At 40.0% G+C, this 16,622-nt stretch carries 13 protein-coding genes; 8 read left to right on the forward strand and 5 right to left on the reverse strand.

Features of this window, described 5'->3' with window-relative positions; all coding sequences use genetic code 11:
- Positions 1-59: 59 nt before the first annotated feature.
- From rlmN to ACKXGF_RS13750, 3 genes are all read right to left on the reverse strand, one after another.
- On the reverse strand, positions 60-1,133 hold the full coding sequence (gene rlmN / locus ACKXGF_RS13740; RefSeq protein ID WP_411954260.1) for a 23S rRNA (adenine(2503)-C(2))-methyltransferase RlmN: 1,074 nt from the start codon (positions 1,131-1,133) through the stop codon (positions 60-62).
- Between the two features lie 104 nt (positions 1,134-1,237).
- The gene (locus ACKXGF_RS13745; RefSeq protein WP_411954261.1) at positions 1,238-2,293 is read right to left on the reverse strand and encodes a hypothetical protein; all 1,056 of its coding nucleotides are present in this window, start codon (positions 2,291-2,293) and stop codon (positions 1,238-1,240) included.
- Positions 2,294-2,413: 120 nt separating this feature from the next.
- On the reverse strand, positions 2,414-3,580 hold the full coding sequence (locus tag ACKXGF_RS13750) for a TraB/GumN family protein (RefSeq protein WP_411954262.1): 1,167 nt from the start codon (positions 3,578-3,580) through the stop codon (positions 2,414-2,416).
- A gap of 234 nt (positions 3,581-3,814) precedes the next feature.
- On the opposite strand from ACKXGF_RS13750, the gene ACKXGF_RS13755 reads away from it, so the two are divergent.
- From ACKXGF_RS13755 to ACKXGF_RS13785, 7 genes are all read left to right on the forward strand, one after another.
- Positions 3,815-5,419, forward strand: coding sequence for a glycoside hydrolase family 13 protein (locus tag ACKXGF_RS13755; RefSeq protein ID WP_411954263.1), 1,605 nt, complete (start codon positions 3,815-3,817; stop codon positions 5,417-5,419).
- Between the two features lie 4 nt (positions 5,420-5,423).
- Positions 5,424-6,293, forward strand: coding sequence for an ROK family protein (locus ACKXGF_RS13760; protein WP_411954264.1), 870 nt, complete (start codon positions 5,424-5,426; stop codon positions 6,291-6,293).
- A 179-nt stretch (positions 6,294-6,472) separates the two neighbouring features.
- Entirely contained in the window at positions 6,473-7,777 is a 1,305-nt protein-coding gene (locus ACKXGF_RS13765; protein WP_411954265.1) for an ABC transporter substrate-binding protein, read from the forward strand.
- An 85-nt stretch (positions 7,778-7,862) separates the two neighbouring features.
- Entirely contained in the window at positions 7,863-8,723 is an 861-nt protein-coding gene (locus ACKXGF_RS13770) for a carbohydrate ABC transporter permease (protein ID WP_411954266.1), read from the forward strand.
- The gene (locus ACKXGF_RS13775) at positions 8,723-9,535 is read left to right on the forward strand and encodes a carbohydrate ABC transporter permease (protein ID WP_411955598.1); all 813 of its coding nucleotides are present in this window, start codon (positions 8,723-8,725) and stop codon (positions 9,533-9,535) included. Before ACKXGF_RS13770 ends, ACKXGF_RS13775 begins: the two co-directional genes overlap by 1 nt.
- A gap of 18 nt (positions 9,536-9,553) precedes the next feature.
- A complete protein-coding gene (locus ACKXGF_RS13780; protein ID WP_411954267.1) occupies positions 9,554-10,576 on the forward strand; it encodes a LacI family DNA-binding transcriptional regulator in 1,023 nt (340 codons plus the stop codon).
- A 13-nt stretch (positions 10,577-10,589) separates the two neighbouring features.
- Positions 10,590-12,209, forward strand: coding sequence for a glycoside hydrolase family 13 protein (locus tag ACKXGF_RS13785; protein ID WP_411954268.1), 1,620 nt, complete (start codon positions 10,590-10,592; stop codon positions 12,207-12,209).
- Positions 12,210-12,369: 160 nt separating this feature from the next.
- On the opposite strand, the gene ACKXGF_RS13790 is transcribed toward ACKXGF_RS13785, so the two are convergent.
- A complete protein-coding gene (locus tag ACKXGF_RS13790) occupies positions 12,370-13,650 on the reverse strand; it encodes a glucose-6-phosphate isomerase (RefSeq protein ID WP_411954269.1) in 1,281 nt (426 codons plus the stop codon).
- A gap of 751 nt (positions 13,651-14,401) precedes the next feature.
- On the opposite strand from ACKXGF_RS13790, the gene ACKXGF_RS13795 reads away from it, so the two are divergent.
- Positions 14,402-15,826, forward strand: coding sequence for a DEAD/DEAH box helicase (locus ACKXGF_RS13795; protein ID WP_411955599.1), 1,425 nt, complete (start codon positions 14,402-14,404; stop codon positions 15,824-15,826).
- Positions 15,827-15,871: 45 nt separating this feature from the next.
- Here the strand turns inward: ACKXGF_RS13795 and ACKXGF_RS13800 are convergent, their stop codons facing one another.
- Entirely contained in the window at positions 15,872-16,606 is a 735-nt protein-coding gene (locus ACKXGF_RS13800) for a GntR family transcriptional regulator (protein ID WP_411954270.1), read from the reverse strand.
- Between the last annotated feature and the right edge of the window lie 16 nt (positions 16,607-16,622).

Raw genomic sequence — 16,622 nt, forward strand, 5'->3', positions numbered from 1 at the left:
CTGAAGTTATAAAGAAGTCACTAAAAAAGCACCCAGCGGCGGCTGGGTGCTTTAATTATTTAGGCATTGGTTTTTTCTTTTTGCTTTTTGTTCATCTGCTTACTTCTTAACTGTCCGCAGGCTGCATCGATGTCACTGCCTTGTTCAACACGGACGCCACAGTTAATATTGTTCTCAAGCAACGTCTCATAGAATGTTAAGATATTTTGCTTACTGCTTCGTTCATAAGGATGGTCCGCTACAGGATTATACGGAATTAAGTTCACATAGGATAAGTGACGTTTGTCTTTTAGCAGTTCCACCAACTCAAGAGCTTGCTCACGTTGATCATTCACATCATGTAGCAGAATATATTCAAACGTAATTCGACGATTTGTCTGCTCCAAGTAATAATCGACTGCATCCATCAATTGTTCAACTGGATAGGCACGATTAATCTTCATAACGCTCGTCCGCAGTTCATTATTCGGCGCATGCAGAGATAACGCTAAGTTGACTTGCAATCCTTCGTCTGCGAATTCATACATTTTCGGTACAATACCACTTGTTGAAATCGTGATGTGGCGCGCTCCGATTGATAAGCCTTTTTGATCGTTAACAACCTTAATAAAGTCAAGCGTGTTGTCATAGTTATCAAACGGCTCGCCGATACCCATCACAACAATATGACTGACGCGTTCGCCGTCTCCACGCGCATCTAAGTCATGTTGCACGTTCATGATTTGCTCAACAATTTCACCGCTTGATAAATCACGATTCTTCCGTAAAATACCGCTAGCACAGAATGAACAACCAATATTACATCCGACCTGTGTCGTCACACAAACGGATAAACCATAATCAAAACGCATTAAGACTGTTTCAATATGATTGCCGTCTGGTAATTCAAATAAAAACTTAACCGTGCCATCGACTGATTCTTGTTTGATTGTTTCATTCAACGACTGAATTTGATAATGTTCGTTTAATAAATCAATCGTAGCCTGGTTGACGTTTTTCATCTCTTCAAACGACTTAACGCGTTTTCTATATAACCAATCCCAAACTTGATCAGCGCGGAAACGTTTTTCACCGTTTTCGACCAACCAATTCTGTAATTGTTCTTGTGTTAAACCATAGATTGATGGTTTCATGTTTATACCTCATTTCAAACCTAGTTACTTTGTATATCGTAAGGGATAGAAGCCAATCATTCAAGCCAAAACTATTGACGTTTTCTCCCAGTTTTGCTATAGAATTATTTCATTTTCTTTGCAGCCGAGCGAAGTGCAAACAATACCAATAGTAATGTAAGCACACCTGTTACGACATATAACCATATAAATCGAGCCGTAAATTGCTTTTCACTATCAAGATTGAGCGCCATAACCATCATACGATCTTGGTCTAGTGGCTGATATAATTTACGATAAGATGCACCTTCATGTTCAAAATCAAACGATTGCCTGGCATCCTCTTTCATAGCCGCTTCAACATTCGATTCATCTTCCGTGACATCAAGTGTTAAATGACCATATAAAACCGGAATATCCGTTGATGGTTCAATCACCTCATGATCATCACCAGCCAACCATGCAGGCCCATTAAGCACCGCAATCTCTTCAATCACATCATAATTTGCCTCTAAATGCGAAATCATTTCAGACGGTCCAGATTCAAATGTCATCCTATATATTTCTTCATCTTCTATATAGGCATTGACCATGTAATCAGTCGTGCCATCATAATAATAAGCAAACTTATAGTAGAGTCCCTCAAATAACTCCGCTTGTGAAATCGGACCTACCCAAAAGTTCTCTCTTGCATACCCTTCATCAATGGTCACGGTTTCCCCGGACATCAACTGATCAAATGCCTGATACCAATAACCCCAATCACGAGCGGATAGGTTGATTTGTGAGTTGTCAGTCGATTGTGTCACCGTGATATCATTTTCATTTCGTTCCCATAAAGAAATTTCTTTTACATCCCAATCATCTGCAATATCTCTTAGTTCATCTTGTTGAATCTCATCAATACTGCGCCCTCTTAAATCGGTCATAATTCCTTTAGATGATGTATAAAGTCGCTGTTCAATCATGTGTTCAATTGTCTGAGTAGACTCTTGTGACGTTTCCATTGCCGTTCTGACACTATTAAAAGCTGTATTCGCTTGATCTTCTTGGAAAGTTGTGATTCGTGACTGTAAAATTAAAGCTCCTACTAGAAATGCGACTGTGACTATGACGCCGATGAAAATTCCCATTTTAATAATCGTTCGTTTAGAATTGTGCTTCATTTCAATCTCCTTCACAAACTAGTTCCTATTTAACTAATTCCTATCATAACAAAATCATAAATTTATAGTAGGTTGTTTTTAAAATTTTTCCAATAAAAAACATGCCGTAGCCATAACGACATGTTTCAGATTAATTTATAAATTTTCAAAGAAAACGCGAATCACATCAGCTCCACCGATAAATGTTCCGAGTGAGCTGCCAATATTCGTTAAAACCACAATCAGTAAAATTCGAGTGACTTTGTTTTGCCAAAAGCCTTTTAATGATTGTACGTCTTCTGATAAATTCTCAAAATGTGACACATTCGGTTTTCGAATCCATGTCTGCATCAATCCTGCAAACCACCCCGCTGCAAGCATTGGATTTAAAGAACTTAACGGTGCGACTAAGAAGGCAGTTATGACTGTTAACGGATGACCCAAAGCAACAGCTGCCCCAATCGCCGAAAGCGAACCATTCCAAATAATCCAGCTTAACGTCTGTTGATACGCCGCTTCAGGATTGTTCATCAATGTATACAAAATAATCGACACAATGACAATCGGAATCGCCCAGCCAATCATTTTAGGCACTTTGGATTTTGGAGGAATTGTTGTTAGTTGCTCCAAGCTCTGCTCACGATGAATTTCCCGCTTCACGCCAGGTACGTGTGCTGCCCCTAAGACAGCCACCACCTTTTCACCAGGTGCTTGCTTAATCTTCTCAGCTAAGTATTGATCTCGCTCATCAATTAATGGCTTTTTCAATCGTGGAAATGCTTCAGTAAATTCTTGCATGACTGAATTCAGCATATCTTGTTGCTTCATTTTCTCAAGCTCTTCCTCTGAAATCGTCTCACGGTTAAAAATGCTATAAAACACCGACATCATTAATTTCGCTCGACCAGAAAAGCCGATACTACGCCATACCCTTGCAAATGTCGTTTGAATATTACGGTCAGCTAAGACAAGTTCCGCTCCGATTTCGTCGGCTGAATCAATTCCTTGGACCATTTCTTGCCCTGGATTAATGCCGAATTGTTTTGCAACACGATTTTGGAACGAAGAAATCATCATATTCATTAATAATAGCGTTGACTTCTTTTCTTTAACGACTTTGAAAATATTCATATTCTTCCACTTGTTTCCCTCACGAACAGATTCATAACGCTGTTCATCGAGTTCCACACAAACTGAATCAGGTTGCTCAGCTTCGATTACGTCTTTTACTTGCTCGGCGCTCTGTTTAGACACGTGAGCTGTACCGATTAAGACAACTTCTTTATCATCTAATTGAATTCTCGTTATATTGGCTTCCGTCATCCCGAACTCCCTTTTCAACGAATTTAACTCTATCTTACAGTCTAACATTATTTGGGCTTATTTATGGTAACGATTTTCTTACAAATTATAAATAATCAACAAATGATTTAACTTCAATTAAATTCTGATTAACCCCTCTCCCTCAATAACTTCTAAAAACCATTCGACAATCGCTCAAAAGGTGTTATAATAATCGCAATGAAATCGCATCCATACATATGGAGGAGGTATTTGATGACATCATGGTGGCAAAATGTGACGGTTTATCAGATTTATCCACGGAGTTTTAACGATTCGAATGGTGACGGAATTGGCGATATTCTAGGTATAATCCAAAAGCTTGATTATTTAAACGATCTCGGAGTTGAAATCATTTGGTTAAGTCCTGTTTATGACTCCCCTAATGATGATAATGGTTATGACATAAGAGATTATTACCAAATCCATGCTGATTTCGGGACGATGAACGATTTCGACAGGTTGCTTGAGGAAGTTCATAAACGTGGGATGAAGCTTATTATGGATTTAGTCGTTAACCATACCTCTGATGAACATCCGTGGTTTAAAGAACGTCCTGATTTTTATATATGGCGTGATCAACCGAATAATTGGAACTCCATTTTCGGAGGTCCAGCTTGGGAGTTTGATGAAACGCGTAGTCAATACTACCTGCACTTATTTAGCTCAAAACAGCCAGATTTAAATTGGGAAAACCCTAAGCTTAGAGAAGCGGTTTATGACATGATGCATTGGTGGCTACAAAAAGGGGTTGATGGGTTCCGAATGGATGTCATTAACTTTATATCCAAACATCCTGACTTACCAAATGCTGAAGGTGGTGATGGCAGTCCTTACTTTATGAACGGCCCTCGCATTCATGAATTTTTGCGTGAGATGCACAATGAAGTGCTGAAACATTATGATTGCATCACAGTTGGTGAAATGCCTGGCACGTCACCTGAAGACGCACAAATCTATACAAATCCAGCTAACCGTGAAGTCAATATGATTTTCACGTTCGAACATATGGATTTAGACCATGCACCGGGCGATAAGTTTCACTATCTACCACTTAACTTAATCGATTTAAAAGAAAACTTAAATAAATGGCAACAAGCTTTGCACGAGCACGGTTGGAACAGTTTATATTGGAATAACCATGACCAGCCAAGAATCACATCACGTTTCGGCGACGACCAGACGTATCGTTATGAATCTGCTACAATGCTTGCCACTTGCTTACATATGATGCAAGGTACACCTTACGTTTATCAAGGTGAAGAGATTGGCATGACAAATGTCGCTTTCCCATCAATTAACGATTACCGCGACATCGAAACTTTAAATACTTACGAGGAAAAGCGATTAGCCGGCGTTGAAGAAAGCGTGATATTAGATCAAATCCACCACGTCAGCCGTGATAATGCGCGTACACCCATGCAGTGGACAGATGAGGATAATGCAGGCTTCACGACTGGTACACCTTGGCTTTCAGTCAATCCAAACTACAGAACGATTAATGTTGAACACGACCTTAGACACGACCAATCTATTTATCGTTATTATCAACAGCTGATTGCGCTTCGGAAACAACATGATGTGATTACGACAGGGGATTTCACCTTAATCGAGCGAAATCATCCTGAGCTTTTCGCCTATGTTCGCGAAAACGACAAGGAATATTGGACGATTTATTGTAACTTTAGTGAACAATCCATCACACTTAACGACATACAAAGTGGTGACATCATCATCCAAAACTACAATGACACCCTTTTAACAGACAACACACTACGGCCGTATGAAGCGGTCGTCTTACGAAACGCTAAGGAGGCCTAACCTAATGAAAGTACTAGGCATTGATATTGGCGGGACAAAAATTCGTTTCGGCATAGTCGACGAGAGCTATACAGTCCATCTCGATACGAAAGTGCCCACGAGCTTTCCGCTTTATGACACATTAGAAAAAGAAGTTTTAACCTTATTAGAAAAGCACCCAGAAATCGAGAGAATTGGGATTGGCACACACGGTTTTGTAGACTCAAAACGGGGACGTGTCGTGTATGCCACTGACCTCCTACCTGGCTGGTCAAATACAGAGGTCAAAGCTCAACTCGAACTTTCAACCAACCGCCGTGTTGAAGTTGATAACGACGCTAATGTCGCCGCCCTAGCTGAAGCTAAACTTGGGGCTGCGCGCTCATCAGAACGCACCGTTTGTTTAACACTTGGCACAGGATTAGGTGGTGGTATTATTTTAGATGACTATGTTGTAAGCGGTGGACCGAACGGCGGAGCCGCTGAGATCGGCCACACAATCTTGTATCCGCACGGCCATCCATGTCCATGTGGCCATAACGGGTGCGCAGAACAATACGTGTCAGGCACCGCACTAAAACGTCGAATTGATGAAGCCGGTTTACCTTACACTCCTGTAACATTATTCGAACACATGAAAGACGACCCCAAGGCAGAAACTCTCGTTCAGGCATTCACGAGCGATTTAGCCGTAGTCATAAGTTCACTACAAGCAATTTTTGATATGGACACAGTTGTCATTGGTGGTGGTGTATCGGAATCAGCAGATCGTTGGTTCGATTATTTGCACGCTGAACTTGAACAACATTTACTCAACCCGATCCATGTCACAACGGCTCAATACGAAAATGATGCTGGCATGCTAGGCGCTGCATCGCTCGTATTAGATGGCTAATCACCTTTCACAAGGTATGCTTAAGTGCCTTGTGAAAATGTTTTGAATAATAACGTTGCGCAAACGTTTTCATTGTGATAAGATATGACTTACAAAACATGAAAGCGTTTTCGCACACTCTTTTTTTACCCATTTGTGCAAACGTTTTCACTATTATTCATTTAGGGGGATTTTGTTCAATGAATTGGAAGAAATGGAGCACAGGCGTATTAGGAACATTAGTGTTGACTGGCGGTCTACTTGCTGGTTGCGGAGGGGATGACGGTGAATCATCTAGTGGTAGTGATGGTGAACAGGTTGAGATCGACGTTTTCCAATTTAAAGTAGAGTTCCGTGAGCAATTTGAAGAATTAGCAACAACATACGAAGAAGAAAACCCAGATGTCGATATCAATATCACGACCGTTGGTGGCGGTGAGGATTACGGTTCAGCACTCCGTTCACGTTTCAACTCTGGTAATGAACCATCGATTTTTAACGTCGGTGGACCACAAGACGTTGAAGATTGGGAAGAATACTTAGCCGAACTATCTGATACTGAAGCAGCTGATGCAGCACTACAGGGAACGCTTGAAGGTGTCACAGTTGATGATGGTGTTTACGGGTTACCATATAACCAAGAAGGTTACGGCTTCATTTATAACACACGTGTATTTGAAGAAGCTGGCCTAGATGCTGAAGCTATTCAAAGCTACGATGATTTAGTCGAAGCAGTTGAAACATTAGATTCCCAAAAAGAAGACTTAGGACTTGATGCTGTATTTGCATTCCCTGGTTCAGAACAGTGGGTAACAGGCCTACATTTATCGAACACGTTTTTAGCACCTGAATTCGATCACAATGTGATGAACGCTTTTAATGCGGATAGTGTTGACTTTGAATACGGTGATGCTTACAAGTCAATTGTTGACTTACAAAACGAATACTCGGTTCAGCCCACTGTAAGCTTAAACTACTCACAACAAGTTGAAGAGCTATTCTCACTTGAGCGTGTCGCGATTATTCAACAAGGAAACTGGGTTTACCCATCGATCGAAGGTATTGACCCAGAGTTTGCAAGTGACAGTATTGATATGATGCCAATCCCAGTAGAAGGCTATGAAGAGAATGCATTGCCAGTTGGAGTACCAATGTACTGGGCTGTAAATAGCAATAAAGATGATGATGAAGTTCAAGCTTCGAAAGATTTCTTAGATTGGTTATACACTTCTGAATCTGGTAAAGAAGCAGTCGTCAATGATTTCAATTTCTTACCAGCCTATGAAGGTTATAATGCAGAAGACGTTTCTGACCCATTATCACGTACAATCTATGAGTACTCTGAAGATGAACAAACAATCGGTTGGGTCTTTATGGGTTACCCAACAGGTTGGGGAGAAGATCAACTCGGTGCTAATATTCAAAAGTATTTAAGTGATGAAGCGAGCTGGGATGAAATTATTAGTGAAACTCAAAAAGCTTGGGAAACTTCACGGTCAGAATAATAACGGTTAAAACTAGAAATTCAAAACAAAGTAGCAACCTTGCTACTTTGTTTCGTTTTCTAGCGAATAAGAGGGAGAGATTGTTGTGCGTACGAAAGATTTATCATATTGGCTATTTCTTACACCTGTACTCTTTGCACTCATTACCGTTGTCATCTTACCACTCGGTGTTGGTACATACTATTCATTTACAGAATGGAACGGCATTGAAACAGGTGATTTCATAGGATTCGAAAACTATATCAAGGCGTTACAAGACGAACGATTCATTGATTCACTTTGGTTTACGATTAAATTTTCAATCGCTAGTGTTATTTTAATAAACGTAATCGGCTTATCACTTGCTTTAATTGTAACTTCGAAAATTAAAACAAATAACCTACTGCGGACCGTCTTTTTTATGCCAAACTTAATCGGGGGTCTTATTTTAGGGTTCATTTGGCAATTTATTTTCATTCGTGTATTTGCCAATATTGGGCAAGCATTTGGCATTGAAGCAATGCAAGGCTGGCTATCAACGACAACAACTGGATTCTGGGGTTTAGTAATCCTCATGAGTTGGCAAATGTCTGGTTATATCATGGTCATTTACATTGCCTATTTACAAGGAGTTTCAAAAGATTTAATTGAAGCTGCTCATATTGACGGTGCTTCAGCTTGGCAACGTTTTCGTCACATCTTGTTTCCTCTCGTTGCACCTGCATTTACAGTCAGTATGTTTTTAACATTATCTAACACATTTAAACTGTACGACCAGAACTTAGCCTTAACCGATGGTGGACCTTATAACTCAACAGAGATGCTCGCAATGGAGATTTATAATACCGCCTTTGTACAAAACTCATTTGCTTATGCGCAATCTAAAGCCGTCATTTTCTTCATCGTTGTCGCAGCTATTACACTAGTACAAGTGTACTTTAATAAAAAACGGGAGGTGCAAATGTGATGAAATGGAAAAAATGGCGTCTTGAAATACTTGGAGTTGTTCTTGGTATCATCTGGCTTGCACCATTCTATTTAATGTTTGTGAACTCCTTTAAGTCACAACGCGAACTATTCGAAGGAACGTTGAACCCGCCTTCTTCATTCAATTTCGATAATTACATTGAAGCGTTTCAAGAAATGAACTTCTTACAAACTTTGTTTAATTCGGTTTTAGTAACAGGCTTAAGCATCGTGTTCATTATATTTTTCTCGGCGATGGCTGCCTATGCTTTAGCACGTACAAGAAGTAAATTAAGTACTGTAATCTTATTCGTGTTCATTTCAGCCATGCTGATTCCATTTCAATCTGTTATGATACCGTTAGTTTCCTTATTCGGTGAAGTCAATTTATTAAATCGTGGTGGGTTAATCTTTATGTACCTTGGTTTTGGATCAAGTTTATCAATCTTTCTCTACCACGGTGCATTAAATAATATACCGGAAACATTGGATGAAGCAGCACGGATTGATGGCGCTAGCAAATTCCAAATTTTTTGGTACATTATCTTCCCGATGTTAAAACCCATTACAGTAACGGTGGGTATTTTGAATACGATTTGGATTTGGAACGATTACTTATTACCATCTCTTGTCATTAATAACCCTGGAAGTGAAACGATTCCGCTTAGAATGTTTTATTTCTTCGGCCAATATACAACGCAGTGGCATCTTGCTATGGCAGGTTTAACTTTAGCTATCTTGCCAGTTATTATCGGTTACTTCTTTGCTCAACGCGCTATTATTAAAGGGGTAACAGATGGAGCGGTGAAATAAGATCGAGGAGTGACAATGGTGACAATTACAATCAAAGATGTTGCGAAAAAAGCAAATGTATCACCTTCTACAGTATCGCGTGTTATTGCGAACAATTCACGGATTACAAAAGAAACGAAGCAACGCGTGCGTGATGTAATGGAAGAGCTAGGCTATTATCCAAACTTTCAAGCACGTAATTTAGTGAGTAATAAAACGAACACGATTGGCATTGTCATGGCTAATTCAGCGACCTTATCCTTTCAAAACCCGTTCTTCCCTGAAGTACTACGCGGCATTTCGGAAGTTGCTCACGACAATCAATACGGCTTGTACCTAACGACTGGCGGCACTGAACAAGAAGTGTATGATGAAGTGGTGTCGATGGTGCAAGGCAAACGGGTTGACGGTATTATTTTACTATATTCACGTAAAAATGATGCAACCATGAATTACTTAGCTCAATCTTCTATTCCGTTTACGATTGTCGGTCGACCGTTTGAAAACCCGGATCAATTCACGTATGTCGATAATAACAACGTTGACAATGCTCGAGAAGCGGTTAGTTATTTAATCAATCTCGGTCATAAGCGGATCGCATTTGTCGGAGGTGGTTTAGATTATATTGTGTCGCAAGATCGTTTAAAAGGCTATAAACAAGCACTTGCCGATGCTAACATCCCGTTTGATGAACGCTATTTCATCAATGAGGAAGAAACCGCAAGCTTGAGCCGTGAAGCAACCATTGACTTAATGACGATGACAAAACCACCAACTGCGATTGTCACTCACGATGACCTCGTTGCATACGAGATGATACGTTATTTAGAAGAATTAAAAATGACTGTGCCTGAAGATGTCTCGATTGTTAGCTTTAACAATCACAAGATTTCTGAACATCTTCGACCACCTCTCACATCAGTCGATATTTCGATTTATAACTTAGGGTACGAAGCCAATCGGCTACTTATTGACAAAATCAATCAACCTGACATAGAGAAAAAGAAGATCATCGTACCGTCTACACTGATCAAACGTGGGTCATGTAAGCGGCTAACATAGAAAGGACGATCATATGAAAAACAAAGTTTGGTGGAAAGAGGCAATTGCCTATCAAGTGTATCCACGTAGCTTTTTCGATTCAAATAATGATGGCATTGGTGACTTACAGGGTATCATCAAAAAATTGGACTATTTAAAAGATTTAGGGATCGATGTCATCTGGGTATCTCCGTTTTATGAATCACCTAATGATGATAACGGCTATGACATTAGTGATTATCAAGCGGTGTTAGCTGAATTTGGCACGATAGATGATTTCGACAGACTACTAGATGAAACGCACAAGCGCGGCATGCGACTCATCATCGACCTCGTCATCAATCATACGAGTGACGAACACACTTGGTTTATCGAGTCGCGCCAAAGTCGTGACCATCCTAAACGGGATTGGTATATTTGGGCTGATCAACCAAACAATTGGCAAAGCATTTTCGGTGGACCTGCTTGGGAATACGATGAGTTAACTGGGCAATATTACTTACACCTCTTTTCCCGGAAGCAACCTGATTTAAATTGGGAAAATCAAGATGTTAGACAAGCGATTTATGACATGATGAACTGGTGGCTTGATAAAGGGATCGATGGATTTCGAGTCGACGCCATTACTCATATGAAGAAAACGGAGGACTTACCAGATGCCAAAAGTGATTCTGAGCCACCGTGGGAACATATGATGAACGTCGATGGGATTCATGACCATTTACAAGAATTGTACGATCATACGCTAAAACATTATGACGTGATGACTGTCGCAGAGGCCAACGGAGTTGGAACGGAAGACATACATCGCTGGGTTGGGAAAAGTGAAGGTAAGTTTAGCATGATTTTTCAGTTTGAGCATTTAAATCTTTGGGGCCAAGAAGGCAAAACAGGTGTCGATGTCCCGCAATTAAAAGAGGTGCTCACTCGCTGGCAAAAAACACTAGAAACAGATGGTTGGAATGCATTATTTATAGAAAATCATGACATTCCACGTTCGGTTTCAACGTGGGGAAATGATAAGACGTATTGGTTCGAATGTTCAACTGCTTTAGGCATGATGTATTTTTTCATGAAGGGAACACCCTTTATTTATCAGGGACAAGAAATTGGAATGACGAATAATTGTTTTCATTCAATTGACGAATTCAATGATGTTAAAGATCACAATTATTACCGCAACCAGCGTGAGAAATGCGTTAGCGAAGAGACAATTATCAACACGCTAAACATTACCAGCCGTGATCATGCTCGCACACCGATGCAATGGAACCGAAGTAAAAACGCTGGATTCACAACAGGGGATCCTTGGTTGAAAGTGAATCCAAATTATTTATCCGTTAATGTGGAAGATCAGCAAGACGATCCGAATTCTATTTTATCATTTTATAAACATATGATTGCATTACGCAAAAAGCATGAAACGCTAATTTATGGTCAATACGACCTCGTCTTAGCCGAACATCCACAATTATTTGCTTATACGCGTACATTAGGTGATGAACAGTTTTTAATTATATGCAATTTAAGCCCGTCTTTGGTCGAGACTGATTATCTCGATCACTATGACACAGCGTTAAAACTATTAAGTAACACTAATCAATCTTCTAAAACATTTAAACCTTATGAAGCACGGCTTTATCAGTTACGTTAAGAAGATATGCCAATATAGATTCAGGTAATTAAACCCGAACGATTTTATCGTTCGGGTTTTTCACTTAAAAGACGCTTCATCAAAACATTACGCTTGGTCCTTTCAACATAAACTCAACACCAGCTCTGCTAATGCAATCACACAGTTTCTTAATTAATCGTTAATTCTCAAACCCTGGTTTCTTTAGCAGTTTAAAAATATTCGTCTTATACGCTTCAACGCCAGGTTGATCAAACGGATTAATCTCTAACTGATAAGCACTAAAGGCACATGACAACATGTAGAAATAAAGCAAGTAGCCTAAGTGATACTCATCTAATTCAGGTATGCGAATAGTCACTTGTGGCACACCACCTGATAAATGGGCTTGTGACGTACCTTGATAAGCCACTAAATTAAACTCATGAAGCGATGTTCCCGCTAAATAATTGAGTTGATCAGCGTCATTTTCCTTTTCTAAAACTTGAAGATCCTCATCGACTTCATCAACAATCATAAACGTTTCAAATAAGTTGCGTTTTCCGTCTTGGATATATTGACCTAAGGAATGTAAATCAGTTGTATACGTGACAGACACAGGGAAAATGCCTTTATGTTCTTTCCCTTCACTTTCACCAAAGAGTTGTTTCCACCACTCTTGTACATATGCTAAGGCTGGTTCGAATGTTGCGAGTACTTCGTTCGTGTAGCCTTGTTCATATAAGTGATGACGTAAAGCTGCATATTGTAAAGCTGGATTCTCCTGACCAAATTCACTTAATTCAACTTCCGCTGCTTGGCCACCTTCAAGTAGTAACCGAATATCAAACCCAGCGGCTGCAATCGGAAGTAATCCTACGGCTGTCATAACAGAATAACGACCGCCTACATCATCTGGAACAACGAAACGCTGATAACCTTTTTGAGTCGCTAAATCCAGTAAGGCGCCTTTATTCGAATCTGTCGTGACGTAAATTCTTTCTGACGCTTCATCGCCGTAACGCTCTTCCATATACTGCTGTAAGAAGCGAAACGCTAAGGCTGGTTCAGTTGTTGTACCTGATTTAGAGATCACATTCAACGCGACATCACGATCTTCAACATATGCCATCAGTTGTTTAAGATAAGCGCCACTTACATGTTGGCCAGCAAAGATCACTTCAAACTCTTGCTCAGATTTAAAGTATGGACTCAATGCTTCAATTACTGCTTTGGCCCCTAAATAAGATCCACCAATTCCAATGACAATCAGCACGTCTGCTTGCTGTTGAATTTGTTCAGCTGTTTGTTGAATATGATTAATCCACTCATCTGTTGAACGGCTTGGCCAGTCTAGCCAACCTAAGAAGCTATTCCCCTTCCCTTGTTTTTCATATAAGTTATAATGAATGGATTCGAGCTCTTGCCATTTGTTTTCCGTTAAAACGTCAGATAAATTGCCTGAATAATTAACTTGTAGCATACTGTAATCTCCTTTAGGATAATTTGGCTCTGTTAAAGTTTAGTATTGCCTTGAAATTTATTTATAAGCTCATAGTTGTTGAATTGTGAGAAGCGAAGGTGGCGACTCCTGGTCGACTAAGTTCGGTCACGTCCTGTGACCAACGTCGACATTAGGCCGTCCGGGCCGTCACGGGAACAGCACGTGTCTCGAGACCCCCAGAGGCCCACAGGATGTGGGTCACTTCGGCGTTCGGACAGGACGTCCGGAACTTAGCCAAAGTTCCTTTAGCGGCCGAGGAGGCTCGAGCCGTGCCCGCGGAAAGCGTCCACCGAGAGCGGATCACAATATCAACAACGGATTTTAACAGAGCTAATAATTTAACGCTATTATACCAAAAATATTTCATATCAGCAGTGAAGTTGGTGATAACGATGGGGTACATTTCATACATGATTGACTTTTTCCATAATACGGGTTATAATTAATCGTCTTAACAACTATTGATATGAAGAAAAGTTACGTGGCTACTAATAAATGGTGGAAGGCACTTTTTTTCCTCATTTACAATGGGCTACTTTTTTTATGTATACGGATAAAATGAATATTAAATAAACAAAATATTATTAGCTCATGAACAAAGCTATATGGTAAATGACATCAACATTATTGTTAAAGATAAAATTTGAAAGAATCATTTTTAGGAGGAACAAGTTTGAAAACATTTAGTGAATTGAACATTGAAAGCGATGTGCTTAAAGCCATCGAGAATATGGGGTTTGAAACAACAACACCTATTCAAGCAGAAGCGATTCCAACCGCAATCGCAGGAAAAGATTTAATTGGGCAAGCCCAAACCGGTACGGGTAAAACAGCAGCATTCGGGGTACCAATGCTCCAAAAAATTGACCCAAACAATCCAAATATTCAAGGGATCGTCATTGCGCCAACGCGTGAATTAGCGATCCAAGTGGGCGAAGAATTGAATCGTATTGGCCAAAACAAAGGTGTTAAAACGGTACCTGTTTATGGTGGCCAAGATATTAATCGACAAATCAAAGCATTAAAACGCCGTCCACAAATTATTGCCGCGACACCTGGTCGTTTACTCGACCACATCCGTCGCAAAACGATTAAACTACAAAACATTCATACAGCTGTTCTTGACGAGGCTGATGAAATGCTTAATATGGGCTTCATCGAAGATATCGAAGCGATTTTGGCAGAGATTCCAGCTGAGCACCAGACATTGTTATTCTCAGCCACAATGCCAAAACGAATTCAACTTCTAGCTGAGAAATTCATGCAACAACCTGAGATTGTGCGCGTGAAATCAAAAGAATTAACCGTTGACCATATCGACCAATTTTATTACGACGTTAAAGAAAACCAGAAATTTGATGTCTTATGCCGTTCATTAGACATTGAATCACCTGAACTAGCAATCGTCTTTGGTCGTACGAAAAAACGTGTTGATGAACTCGTTGAAGGCCTAATGAAACGCGGTTATTCAGCTGAAGGAATTCATGGCGACATTCAGCAATCTAAGCGTGAGAAAGTCATTCGCCGTTTTAAAGAACAAGCGACTGATATTTTAGTGGCAACGGATGTTGCTGCACGTGGTTTAGATATTTCAGGTGTGACACACGTTTATAACTTTGATTTACCACAAGATCCTGAAAGTTACGTTCACCGTATAGGACGTACAGGACGCGCAGGTGAAAAAGGGAATGCTTATACATTCGTTACACCTCGTGAAATGGATCATTTGAAATCAATCGAAAAATTAACTAAGCGTCAGATTGATAAAAAACCAATCCCATCTTATGAAGCTGTTTTAGAAGGATTGCAAGAAGGTGCCGTTGAACAGTTGCGCCAGGCGATCTGGGCAAATGAAGGTGAAAGCTACCAAGAAGCAGCGAAACGCCTATTATCAGAAGAAGAAGCTGTTGATATTGTATCATCAGCGATCAAACTTCTAACAAAAGAACCGAGCCAAACGCCGGTTAAACTTACAGCTGTTGAACCATTACGCGCGAAAAAAGCCAAAGGTCAACAAAATAACCGTAATCGTGGTGGTCAAGGTTACAAAGGCGGCAACCGTAACCGCAACTATAACCAAAACCGCAATAAGCAACACAATAAACAAGGCGGCCAGAAACGCCAACAACGTAAAAACCAAAACCATTCTTCATAACAAAAAGGTCACCTCGTCTAATTAACTTAGATGAGGTGACCTTTTTTAACGTTTTAAAACAGATGTTAATTCATATTGATCAGATCTTAAGACGATTTGTGAGCATTCTAAAGGAATATCATATGAATTAAAGGTTTGCTGACTTAAATGAAGCGCTGGATCACCCATCGTCAAATTCAGTAATTTCGCTTCTTCAGCATTTAGAGCTTTCGCCGCAAACTTACGCACACCATATGAGATTGGCGAGCTAGAAAACATTTCAATTGATTTAAACAACCCATCTTGATTAAAGTTAGCTCGTTCAATTCCAGGACAGCGATCAACCGCAATCCAACTTTCTATAATCAACGCTGGCTCACCGTCAATTCTTCTCACACGTTTAATATAAAACACTAGATCATACAGACTAATATTAAGATAGTTTTGCACCCATTCTGGTGGTTGAACAATTTTTTGTGTAATAATGTCTGTATCAAAATTATAATCTTTCATTTCCATAGCTTCAGCAAAGGAAATCAGCTCTTGCGCAAAGGGATAAGAGATCTTTTGTTGCCTAACATAAGTCCCACTACCCTGCTTTTGCTCTAACAAACCCTGCTTCATTAATCTTTGGATAGCTTTTCTTAAGGTACCACGACTAACATCCATTTCTTTAGCCAAGAATTGTTCTGGTGGTAAGCGATCGCCACCTTCCCATTTTCCATTCTCAATTTGTGCAGTCATCCAGGATTCAATCTGTTGATATAGGGGTTTTGATCCTTGCTGTCTTTGAAATTCCATTTCATTTCTCCTCCAA

Source organism: Alkalibacillus sp. S2W, from assembly GCF_046764385.1.
Lineage (GTDB): Bacteria > Bacillota > Bacilli > Bacillales > Alkalibacillaceae > Alkalibacillus > Alkalibacillus almallahensis.

What these genes read in the sequence shown, in the direction of transcription:
- ACKXGF_RS13765 (WP_411954265.1), top strand. Translation starts at nt 6,473, where the DNA reads ATGAATTGGAAGAAATGGAGCACAGGCGTATTAGGAACATTAGTGTTG.
- ACKXGF_RS13755 (WP_411954263.1), top strand. Translation starts at nt 3,815, where the DNA reads ATGACATCATGGTGGCAAAATGTGACGGTTTATCAGATTTATCCACGG.
- ACKXGF_RS13785 (WP_411954268.1), top strand. Translation starts at nt 10,590, where the DNA reads ATGAAAAACAAAGTTTGGTGGAAAGAGGCAATTGCCTATCAAGTGTAT.
- rlmN (WP_411954260.1), bottom strand. Translation starts at nt 1,133, where the DNA reads ATGAAACCATCAATCTATGGTTTAACACAAGAACAATTACAGAATTGG.
- ACKXGF_RS13800 (WP_411954270.1), bottom strand. Translation starts at nt 16,606, where the DNA reads ATGGAATTTCAAAGACAGCAAGGATCAAAACCCCTATATCAACAGATT.
- ACKXGF_RS13795 (WP_411955599.1), top strand. Translation starts at nt 14,402, where the DNA reads ATGGGGTTTGAAACAACAACACCTATTCAAGCAGAAGCGATTCCAACC.
- ACKXGF_RS13775 (WP_411955598.1), top strand. Translation starts at nt 8,723, where the DNA reads ATGAAATGGAAAAAATGGCGTCTTGAAATACTTGGAGTTGTTCTTGGT.
- ACKXGF_RS13760 (WP_411954264.1), top strand. Translation starts at nt 5,424, where the DNA reads ATGAAAGTACTAGGCATTGATATTGGCGGGACAAAAATTCGTTTCGGC.
- ACKXGF_RS13790 (WP_411954269.1), bottom strand. Translation starts at nt 13,650, where the DNA reads ATGCTACAAGTTAATTATTCAGGCAATTTATCTGACGTTTTAACGGAA.
- ACKXGF_RS13750 (WP_411954262.1), bottom strand. Translation starts at nt 3,580, where the DNA reads ATGACGGAAGCCAATATAACGAGAATTCAATTAGATGATAAAGAAGTT.